Below are 10,063 nucleotides of genomic sequence, written 5' to 3'. Positions count from 1 at the left end.
CTTTTGTTAACTCAAATCGGGTAATTTTGCGGCAGCGTTTTTCTCTATTCCAATAAGCGGCATTAAATTATCAACCGCGGAAGCATAATTAATTGCCGAACTCCAGCCATCATACTCGGCAATTATTTTCGCCGACGTGGCCTGCCAGACATCCTGCTCAACGCTGAGCAAATCATTAATGCTCCGCTTGCTCAGGGTGTATTCATTTTTATAAACCTCGCGGGCCCGCAGCGCGTTTTCCAGCTGCCGCTTCCCGGCCTCCATTCTTCCCCGTGCGCCGGTCCAGTCAGCCTGTGCGACGGAGGCCTTTTGCAGCACGTCGAAACGCGCCTGATCGACCTGAGAGGACGCCATCGCCCGTGCGCCTTCAGCCTGCCGCACGCGTGCGGATACCGCGCCGCCCTGATAAAGCGGTGCGTCAATATTGAGCTGGATCTGGTCGTCCCAGTAGGAACGGTTGTCCGATTCGTAACGCGTGCGTCCCCCTTTCAGGCTCAGGGTTGGCCAGTGCTGGGACTTCGCCGTTTCAACGCCATACTGGGCAGAACGTTCCATGTTTTGCGCAGCCATTACCGCCGGTATCAACGAATAATCAATGCGGTTGAGCGAATCCGGCTCAACCGCAAGGTTTGCGGGTACCGGCGAATAGTTATCCGCCTGCATCCCGGTTAATACCGCGAGCCGCGCGCGGGCGCTGTTCAACGCGGCGTTATACTGCGCCACCGTCGCCTGCATGCCGGCAATCCGCGTGCGGGTCTGGAGCTCATCGGAGGTGGAACTCACGCCCGCATCGGCGCGCAGTTTGGCCAGCTGCTCTACGTTTTTCAGCGCCTGAACGTTTTCTTTTGCCGCCTGTAACAGGTCGGAATAGCGTTTAACCTCCACGTAGCCGAGCGCCGTTTTTTCCGCCACATCAGAAAGTGTGCTCATGAGCTGATAGCGGTAGCTATCGCGCCGGGCGGAAGACTGGCTGATGCTGTTGTTGGTCTTGCCAAAATCGTATATCAGCTGGGTAAGGCTTAGCCCCCAGGCCGCAGAATTCTTCAGCGAACCGCTGGAATCGGTGGTCTGGCTGTGCCCCGTGCTCCCGTTTAAGGCTATTTGCGGCATCCAGCCGCTGCGCGCCTCATCTATTTGTGCCTGACCAATACCTAATTGCGCGGCCTGCTGGCTAACAGAGGGGTCGCGATCGATAGCAAAAAGGATACTTTCTTTTAAGGTTGTCGTTGCCACCGGGGCAATACCCACCTGGCGACTATTGGCGTAAGCCGTATTAATGGCTAGTGAAATTAATGCCAGCGCAGCTATAAATTGGCGTGACACAGGCTTGTGCAATATCGTCATTTTTATCTCCCTGACTCTGAGTGATACTCAAAACAATTACCCAAAAAGAGGTATAGATAATTAGACAAATATCTTTTTCGCTCCCTCACTGAATTTCAGGTAAAACGTCCCATACCCATTTCCATTGGAGATGAGAAGCGCCTTCGTCTTATTAAAAATAAGAACTTACTTATTTCTTAAGTTGATTTGCAGCATAACAAAATGTGGTATAGGCCACTACACCCGCAATGTTAATGTGGTGTTACAAATAAGAAAAAACATGGGGTTTCTGGACAAAACTCCGAAAATGGCCTTTCAGATGAAACATCAAAACCCTCTGTTATTTAAGGAAAATTCTTAATCTCCTCTGCGTACATTTTTGCGTTAATTTCTCGGCGGGTCAGACACAAAGATTTTCAAAGAAGTGTCAATTTAAGTAACCAACACACTTATGTTGACATTAAATTCCATTAAAAAACTAATGTAAGCAATTAAATGCTATTTATATTGTTTTTATCAGAACATTAATCCCATTAAGGGGTGCGCACTGGTTACATAATCCAAATCATTAATAAAAACAAAACAGTAACACTCTGGTTAACATTCAGAACGGCTTAATGATATCTGTTTAATATAATTTCAATAATCACCTATCTGAACGATTTCTCTCGTCGTCATTGCGATTCCATTCTCACCCTTCCCTCTGCTTTAAAATGCTGTATTATGCAAACTATTGCGACATTTTGCAGGATTACTGCCATGCACAAAACCGCACGTCAACGCTATGTCCTTGATATTCTCAGTGAACAAGGTCAGGCCAGCATCACCGAACTGGCAGAAAAGCTGCAGGTTTCAGCGGATACCATTCGTCGGGATCTAACCGATCTGGAAAATCAGGGCCTTGCCCATAAGAATCACGGCGGGGCAATTGCGCTAAATCTTTCGGCCATGAATCGTCAGGGCCGCAATACCCTGCTGCCGGAAACCAAGCAGCACCTCGGGAAACGGGTTGCGCAGGCGGTTCCGCCGGGTTCCACCCTGTTTCTGGATGCCGGCAGCACGGTGATGGCCGTGGCCACTTTTCTACAGGGGCCTCACACCGTGATAACTACCTCGCTGGATATCGCCCAGCATTTTAGTGACCGGGAGGACATAGAGCTTGTTCTGCTCGGCGGAAACTGGGACCGGAAGCAGCGCCTGTTTGCCGGAAGCGCCACCTTGTCCCTGCTGTCCCGCTATCGGGCAGATATCGCCATTCTTGGGGCGTGCGCCCTTCATGCCGAACTCGGTTTGAGCGCCGGTAAAGAAGCGGATGCCGAGGTAAAACGCGCGATGCTCGCCGCCAGCCAGGCAGGCTGGATTGTCGCCGATCACCTGAAGGTTAACCGCTGCGAACCGTATCTGGTCTCCGGGTTAACCGACATTCATCAACTCTTTTTAGATCGTCCCTGGCCTGAACTTGGGGACCCAGGCGCATTGCAGGTCACGGTGTGCGTGAATTAACGTGGAGAAGGTCATGAGTAAAGTTCAAACAATCAACATTGCGCTGATCGGGTATGGATTTGTGGGGAAAACGTTCCATGCCCCGCTGATCCAGTCCGTGGACGGGCTTAAGCTGGCGGTGGTCTCTTCCCGTGATGAAGAGAAGGTTAAACGCGATCTGCCGGACGTACAGGTGGTGGCAACCCCGGAAGAGGCCATTCAGCATCCCGATATCGACCTGGTGGTGATTGCCTCCCCTAACGCCACCCACGCGCCGCTGGCGACGCTGGCCCTGAACTCGGGTAAACACGTGGTCGTGGATAAGCCTTTCACTCTTGCTATGCAGGAAGCCCGGGACCTGATTGCCCTGGCGGATGAAAAGCAGCTTCTGCTCTCCGTTTTCCACAACCGTCGCTGGGACAGCGATTTCCTCGGCATTAAGCAAATTATCGAGCAGGGTACGCTCGGCAAGGTTAAGCATCTGGAGTCGCATATTGACCGCTTCCGCCCGGAAGTGCGCGTGCGCTGGCGCGAGCAGAACGTGCCCGGCAGCGGGCTGTGGTTTGACCTGGGGCCGCACCTGATCGACCAGACGCTTCAGCTGTTTGGCCTGCCAGATTCTGTGCAGGGAAATATCGCAACGCTGCGCGACGGCGCAGAGATTAACGACTGGGCGCACGTGGTCTTAAATTACCCGGAACATAAGGTGGTTCTGCACGCCAGCATGCTGGTGGCTGGCGGTACGGCGCGCTTTACCGTCCATGGCGACAAAGGCAGCGTGGTGAAAGCCAGAATCGACCAGCAGGAAGCGCAGCTGCTTGCTGGCGTGATCCCCGGCAGCGACGCCTGGGGCGAAGACGACGACAGTCTGGTGTTCTTTGGGGCTGACGGCGAACCGCAGACGATCCCGACCCCGAAAGGCGATCAGCGCCAGTATTACGTCGACGTACGTGATGCACTACTCGGGAAAATCACCAATCCTGTCCATCCTGTCGAGGCGTTAGCGGTCATGGCTGTTCTGGAAGCGGCGGTGATATCGTCAGAGACGGGGTCAACGCAGACGCTGGCGTTAACTGATGAAGAGCGCGCGCTGCTGGGTTAAAAAACAAGCCGGGTGACGCGTAGCGATCCCGGCCTACGATTCAGAGCCGTTTGTAGGCCCGTGCAAGCGAAGCGCCGCCGGGCAAGAAAGGCGGCGACAATGTATCAGCACTACTGACGCTTTTTCGGCATCATGCGCAGAAGAGTATTATCTTTCCAGAAATAGTGATGCATCAGCGCCGCCGCCGCGTGCAGACCAATCACGAAATAGCCCAGGTTTGCCAGCGTCTCATGCCACTCCTTCAGCACATCCACCAGGTCAAAATTCCCCTCCGCCGCGTGCGGCATCGCCAGACCGAAGGCGAACCAGTCGTTTCCGCGGTTATACATCATCACAATGCCAATCAGCGGCAGCGCAATAAACAGCAGATAGACAATCAGATGCCCAAGGTGAGACATACCGGTGATCATCGCTTTGGGTTTCGGCTGAATGGGCGGTGCGGGAAACTTGAGGCGGATCAGCAATCGCGCCACCATCAGCACCAGAACCGAGATCCCGCAGGAAACGTGGATCATGTTTATAAGCGGACGGTCAGTACGCGGGAAAAAGCCTCTGAATTCCATCGCGCTGTATGCGACGACGATTAACAAAAACACCAGCCAGTGAATCGTGATTTGCAGGCTTGTATATTTAGTGCGCATGGGATTTCCTGAAAAAAAACAGTCACCGCGCCAACATAATCTCCTTTCCTTAAAAATTCATTAACTTTTCTGTATGGTTTTTCAAATACTTCCCGTCGTATGAAGTATCTTCAATTGCCGCCCTGCCCGTGATGGTCTAAGCCTGGATGAGTTCAAACTGTCGTATCGACACGTTCACAGGAGAACATCATGAGTAAAATTGGCATTAACGGATTTGGACGCATTGGACGCCTTGTGCTGCGCCGCCTTCTTGAAACCCAGGACAGCAATACCGTCGTCGCCATCAACGACCTAACCTCCCCGAAAGTCCTGGCCTACCTGCTCAGGCATGATTCCAACTACGGTGGCTTCCCGTGGAGCGTGGACTTCACCGAGGATGCGCTGATCGTCGACGGTAAAACCATCGCGGTGTACGCCGAAAAAGAGGCAAAGCACATTCCGTGGAAAGCCGCGGGCGTGGATATCGTCGTGGAGTGCACCGGCTTTTATACCTCAGAAGAGAAATCGCGGGCGCACCTGGACGCCGGAGCGAAGAAAGTGCTGATCTCGGCACCTGCGGGTGAGATGAAAACCATCGTCTACAGCGTGAATGACGACACCATTGACGCCAGCGATACCATTATTTCCGTCGCGTCCTGCACCACCAACTGCCTCGCTCCGCTGGCAAAAGCCCTGAACGACGCGTTTGAAATTAAAGTGGGCACTATGACCACCATTCATGCCTACACCGGCACCCAGGCGCTGGTGGATGGGCCGCGCGGGAAAGACCTCCGCGCCTCGCGGGCGGCGGCAGAAAATATTATTCCGCATACCACCGGTGCGGCGAAAGCCATCGGTCTGGTGATCCCCGCGCTCAGCGGCAAACTGAAAGGCCACGCCCAGCGCGTGCCGGTGAAAACCGGCTCCGTTACCGAGCTGGTAGCGATTCTGGGTAAAAAGGTGACGGTCGAGGAGATCAACGCCGCGCTGAAAAAGGCGACCCAGGGGAATAAATCGTTTGGGTATACGGATGAGGAGATTGTCTCGTCCGATGTGGTTGGCTCGCACTATGGTTCGGTCTTCGACGCCACGCAGACGGAAGTGTCAGAAGCGGGAGATCTGCAGCTGGTGAAAGCCGTGGCCTGGTATGACAACGAATATGGTTTTGTGACCCAGCTGGTGCGCACGCTGGATAAGTTTGCGGCGCTTTAATTTTACAACCCTACCTCTCATCCTAACCCTCTCCCCAAAGGGGCGAGGGAATTGTTCCGTGCTCAGATTATTTTACGTGCGCCCTTCAGGACCGGGTCCTGTTGTAACCGTCTCCATGCGGCGGTGACGACCTCTGGGAACTCAACGTGAGCGATATAATCACGCCCGGCCGGGCCATAGCCGTTAACGTCATCATACAGCCGCGGCAGTTCACCCAGAACCAGTGAAAGATAGCGGTCAACGGGCCACAGCCCGGCGGTGTCCTCGCTAAATTCCACGCCCTCTTTTCCGTTTTGCAGCATCGGCGTAAATCCGGGATGGCTTATCCACTGCGGTGGCGCGGGCTCATCGCGGCACACGCGGGCAAAGGTTGCCATCGTGCGGCGCTGCATCGTCGGGTCCTGCACCACCAGCACCCGCCCGCTTGTCCGCTGGCGTTGCTTCAGCATGTTCCAGCTAAAACGCGCGTTCTCACCGCAGTTAGTGGAGCGATCTTCAACCCACAGGCGCTCATCGGGGATCTGCCAGAACTCCCGCGCAACGTCGGCAAGAATGCTTGCTTCCGCCCGCCCCGCGACCGATAGAGTGTGATAACGCGGGTGGTTGCGGATCGCTTCATATAAAAACGTGGTCGAATGGCCGATGCCGCCGCTGATCAGAAGCGGCACGTTTTTCTGAAAGGCAACACGGCAGGCCGCGTCAATGGTCGGGATCACCGCGTTGCCAGCCAGAATCACCACATCGACCGCCGGGGGCTGACGGGTCTCGCTCAGGTCGTCCTGCGCCAGCCATGCGCCGACAGTATTGATGGCCGCCAGCGTGGCATCCGCCAGAATGGGAAAATGGGGCTGAACCATGGTCAACTCCTCATGTTGTTGAATCGCCGAATTTATCGTTTTTCTGAAATAACCAGAAACATCCAAATATCATCAGGTTGCACCTGCCTATTATGCTTTTGATTTCCAGCCTTACAAAACATTGTATTGTACAGACGTCATGGAAAAGCACCCAACGCTGCTTATTTCGCCGTGATCTGACCAGTTTCCACCCCCCTGCGCTTGCCAAATACAACATCCAACCCTAAGTTGCTTAACAATTTGACAACCTTTTTCATCATCACGGGTTGCACCTGAAGCGCGCCAGGTGACACCTCATACATCATCAACGTGGCGGGGTTTCAGGTCATGACAGAACATGAAAGTACGACGACGGTATTACGAAAAAATAAGAAGGTGTTAATCGCTAGCCTTACCGGGAGCGCCATTGAATGGTTTGACTATTTTCTCTACGGTACGGCGGCCGCGCTGGTCTTTAATAAGATCTTTTTCCCGATGGTCGATCCGGTGATCGGACTCATTCTCTCGTATCTCTCTTTCTCATTAACCTTTTTTATCCGTCCGATTGGCGGGGTACTTTTCGCCCATATCGGCGACCGCATTGGCCGTAAAAAAACCCTTGTACTTACCCTCTCTTTGATGGGAGGTGCAACCGTCATGATCGGCCTGCTCCCAACGTATGACATGATTGGCCTGTGGGCGCCCGCTCTGCTGATCCTGATGCGTATTATTCAGGGGATGGGCATAGGCGGTGAATGGGGCGGCGCGCTGTTGCTGGCCTACGAATACGCGCCCGAAAAACGTAAAGGCTTCTTCAGCAGCATTCCACAGGCGGGCGTGACCATCGGCATGCTGATGGCGACCTTCATCGTTTCGCTGATGACGCTTTTCAGTGAGGAAGATTTCCTCTCCTGGGGCTGGCGCATCCCGTTCCTGCTGAGTTCGGTTCTGGTGTTGCTTGGCCTGTGGATCCGCAAAGATATCGATGAAACGCCTGATTTTAAGAAAGTCAAAGCGTCCGGTCAGGTGGCTAAGGCTCCCCTGCGCGATACGCTGAAGCACCACTGGCGTGAAGTGCTGATTGCCGCCGGTCTCAAAGTCGTGGAAACCGCGCCGTTCTATATTTTCTCTACGTTTGTGGTGAGTTACGCCACCAGCACGCTGACCTATCAAAAATCGCAGGCGCTGGAGGCCGTGACGCTGGGAGCCCTGGTGGCTACGATAATGATTCCGTTAATGGGGCTGCTCTCGGATAAAATTGGCCGTCAGCGTATGTATGCCACAAGCGTCTTTATCCTCGGTTTGTTTATCGTGCCGTGGTTTATGTTGCTCAATACCGGTACAACCTGGGGCATCGTGCTCGCAACGGTCATCGCCTTTGGCGTGCTGTGGGCACCGGTAACGGCGGTACTCGGCACGCTGTGCTCTGAAATCTTTAGCGCAAACGTACGCTACACCGGCATTACCCTCGGTTATCAGCTCGGTGCCGCGCTGGCTGGCGGTACTGCCCCGCTGATTGCCACCGGTCTGCTGGCAAAATATGACGGCGACTGGGTTCCGGTGGCCTGGTATCTTGCCGTCACGGTGGTCATCTCCTTAATCGCGATCTTCTGCGCCAGCCGCGTTAAGCGTGCAACACTCATCCAGGCGCAGCCCGAACGTCTCTGACCTTTCCCGGCCCGTCCCCCGGGCCGCTCTTTTTACTTAAATTTTTCTTCTACATTTGATTAACATGCGTAAATCATATTCACTTGAATTATCATTTGCGGCAGACGTAGAATCGCCAGCCCGCTAATTATTCAATTATTTCTAAGGTAATGACGTTATGCGCCTGCCCGAACGCGACCCTTATGCTCCTCGCGAGTGGCAGCCACATGAGAAACCCGCCCTGCTGGGTTCACCTTCCACCCCGGAGCACAGTACGCCAAAACGCATCGCCTACGGCGTCGTTGGCCTGCTGGTATGTCTGACGGGGGCGCTGGGAAATGCGGTGGTGACCGCCAACCTGCAAAACCTGCAGGGAACCTTCGGGGCCTGGTCGACCGAAATCGCCTGGCTACCCGCGGTCTATGTGATGACCAACATCTCCATCAACCTGCTGCTGGTCAAATTCCGCCAGCAGTACGGCCTGCGCGCCTTTACGGAAGGTTTTCTGGTGCTGTACGTACTGGTCACCTTTTTCCACCTGTTCGTTAACGATCTCAGCTCGGCGCTGATGGTGCGCGCCGCGCACGGGATGGTGGCCGCGGCGCTCAGCTCGCTGGGGATTTATTATCAAATACAAGCCTGGCCTGCGAAGCACCGCCTGAAGGCGCTCACCATCGGCATCACCGGATCGTCGCTCGCTATTCCGCTGGCGCGTCTGTTTTCCACCGAACTGCTGCAGCTGGACGAGTGGCGCGGGCTCTATTTCTTCGAGCTCGGGCTGGCGCTGATCTCCCTTGCCTGCGTGATAGCCTTAAAGCTGCCGCCGGGGGATCGGCGCAAGGTCTTTGAGAAGAAAGACTTCATCACCTTCTTTTTACTGGCTCCTGGTATGGCCCTGCTCTGCGCCGTGCTCTCGTTAGGCCGCCTTGAATGGTGGTTCGAGGCGCCGTGGATCGGCTGGTCGCTGGCGCTATCGCTGGTGCTCATTGTTTCCGCCATCGTGTTTGAACATAACCGCAGCAACCCGCTCCTGAACACCCGCTGGCTGTCGAGCGGCAGCATCGTCCGTCTGGGGCTCATTATGCTGCTGATCCGCATCGTGCTGGCGGAGCAAAACACCGGCGTCATCGGCTGGCTGCAGTACGTGGGATTACAGAACGAGCAGATGACCCACCTGGCGTGGTCCATTTTCGCCGGGATCGTCTGCGGGATCGTCACCAGCTGTCTCACCATCAAGCCGACGAAACTTGCGTGGCCAATCATCACCTCTCTGGCGCTGATGATTGTTGCCTCGCTGCTGGACAGCCAATCCAACAACCTGACCCGCCCGGATCAGCTGATGCTAAGCCAGTTCCTGCTTGGCTTCGGCAGCGCCTTCTTCCTGGCACCCGCCATGCTGGCAGCCATTGGCGGGGTGATCGCCGACCCGCGTAACCTGGTCAGCTTCTCGGTCATGTTCGGTATGAGCCAGAACCTCGGCGGCCTGCTGGGGTCGGCGATTCTCGGCACCTTCCAGACCTGGCGCGAGAAGTACCACTCCAGCCTGCTGGCGGATCAGCTCACCACGCTCAACCCGCTGGTCAACGAGCGGATACAGCTATATACCCAGATGTATAAAAGCCTGATTGGCGACAGCTCGCTGCTGGGAACGCAGGCCATTACTCAGCTACAGGCGGTGACCACCCTTGAGGCAAACATTCTGGCTTACAACGATACTTATCTTCTGACGGCGAGCATTGCCGCCGCCACGCTGGTCTGGATTTTATGGCGCTTGCTGCGCCTGCGCATCACTGCCCGTATGGCGCTGAAGAATGCCACCGGCAACAAATAATTGAATTATT

Annotated in this window: 8 protein-coding genes; 5 read left to right on the top strand and 3 right to left on the bottom strand. The window is 54.8% G+C overall.

Annotation, left to right across the window (positions count from 1 at the left end):
* Positions 1-6: 6 nt before the first annotated feature.
* Positions 7-1,344, bottom strand: a complete 1,338-nt coding sequence (locus tag HBM95_10950) for a TolC family outer membrane protein (GenBank protein ID NIH43449.1) — start codon at positions 1,342-1,344, stop codon at positions 7-9.
* 738 nt (positions 1,345-2,082) lie between these two features.
* On the opposite strand from HBM95_10950, the gene HBM95_10945 reads away from it, so the two are divergent.
* Positions 2,083-2,826 (top strand): DeoR/GlpR transcriptional regulator, encoded by a 744-nt coding sequence (locus HBM95_10945; GenBank protein ID NIH43448.1) that lies wholly within the window; start codon positions 2,083-2,085, stop codon positions 2,824-2,826.
* Positions 2,827-2,839: 13 nt separating this feature from the next.
* The gene (locus HBM95_10940) at positions 2,840-3,907 is read left to right on the top strand and encodes an oxidoreductase (GenBank protein NIH43447.1); all 1,068 of its coding nucleotides are present in this window, start codon (positions 2,840-2,842) and stop codon (positions 3,905-3,907) included.
* Positions 3,908-4,017: 110 nt separating this feature from the next.
* Here the strand turns inward: HBM95_10940 and cybB are convergent, their stop codons facing one another.
* On the bottom strand, positions 4,018-4,548 hold the full coding sequence (gene cybB / locus HBM95_10935; GenBank protein NIH43446.1) for a cytochrome b561: 531 nt from the start codon (positions 4,546-4,548) through the stop codon (positions 4,018-4,020).
* Positions 4,549-4,737: 189 nt separating this feature from the next.
* Here cybB and gap point away from each other — a divergent pair, with 189 nt between their 5' ends.
* Positions 4,738-5,739, top strand: a complete 1,002-nt coding sequence (gap, locus tag HBM95_10930; protein ID NIH43445.1) for a type I glyceraldehyde-3-phosphate dehydrogenase — start codon at positions 4,738-4,740, stop codon at positions 5,737-5,739.
* A 62-nt stretch (positions 5,740-5,801) separates the two neighbouring features.
* Here gap and HBM95_10925 read toward each other — a convergent pair whose 3' ends face one another.
* On the bottom strand, positions 5,802-6,596 hold the full coding sequence (locus tag HBM95_10925) for a YdcF family protein (protein ID NIH43444.1): 795 nt from the start codon (positions 6,594-6,596) through the stop codon (positions 5,802-5,804).
* A gap of 327 nt (positions 6,597-6,923) precedes the next feature.
* Here HBM95_10925 and HBM95_10920 point away from each other — a divergent pair, with 327 nt between their 5' ends.
* Positions 6,924-8,243 carry an MHS family MFS transporter gene (locus HBM95_10920; GenBank protein NIH43443.1) on the top strand — a complete coding sequence of 440 codons (1,320 nt, stop codon included), beginning with the start codon at positions 6,924-6,926 and terminating at the stop codon, positions 8,241-8,243.
* Between the two features lie 157 nt (positions 8,244-8,400).
* Complete coding sequence (locus HBM95_10915; GenBank protein ID NIH43442.1) at positions 8,401-10,053, top strand: MFS transporter; 1,653 nt, start codon at positions 8,401-8,403, stop codon at positions 10,051-10,053.
* The last annotated feature ends 10 nt before the right edge of the window (positions 10,054-10,063 follow it).

Source organism: Enterobacter asburiae, assembly GCA_011754535.1.
In the GTDB taxonomy this organism is placed as follows: domain Bacteria; phylum Pseudomonadota; class Gammaproteobacteria; order Enterobacterales; family Enterobacteriaceae; genus Enterobacter; species Enterobacter cloacae_N.
The sequence above is the reverse complement of the archived record's forward strand: the minus strand, read 5'-3'. Positions and strand labels throughout refer to the sequence as shown.

Bases quoted from the DNA above. Each gene is read 5' to 3' on its own strand.
- HBM95_10945 (NIH43448.1), top strand. From the start codon at position 2,083: ATGCACAAAACCGCACGTCAACGCTATGTCCTTGATATTCTCAGTGAA.
- HBM95_10940 (NIH43447.1), top strand. From the start codon at position 2,840: ATGAGTAAAGTTCAAACAATCAACATTGCGCTGATCGGGTATGGATTT.
- cybB (NIH43446.1), bottom strand. From the start codon at position 4,548: ATGCGCACTAAATATACAAGCCTGCAAATCACGATTCACTGGCTGGTG.
- gap (NIH43445.1), top strand. From the start codon at position 4,738: ATGAGTAAAATTGGCATTAACGGATTTGGACGCATTGGACGCCTTGTG.
- HBM95_10950 (NIH43449.1), bottom strand. From the start codon at position 1,344: ATGACGATATTGCACAAGCCTGTGTCACGCCAATTTATAGCTGCGCTG.
- HBM95_10925 (NIH43444.1), bottom strand. From the start codon at position 6,596: ATGGTTCAGCCCCATTTTCCCATTCTGGCGGATGCCACGCTGGCGGCC.
- HBM95_10915 (NIH43442.1), top strand. From the start codon at position 8,401: ATGCGCCTGCCCGAACGCGACCCTTATGCTCCTCGCGAGTGGCAGCCA.
- HBM95_10920 (NIH43443.1), top strand. From the start codon at position 6,924: ATGACAGAACATGAAAGTACGACGACGGTATTACGAAAAAATAAGAAG.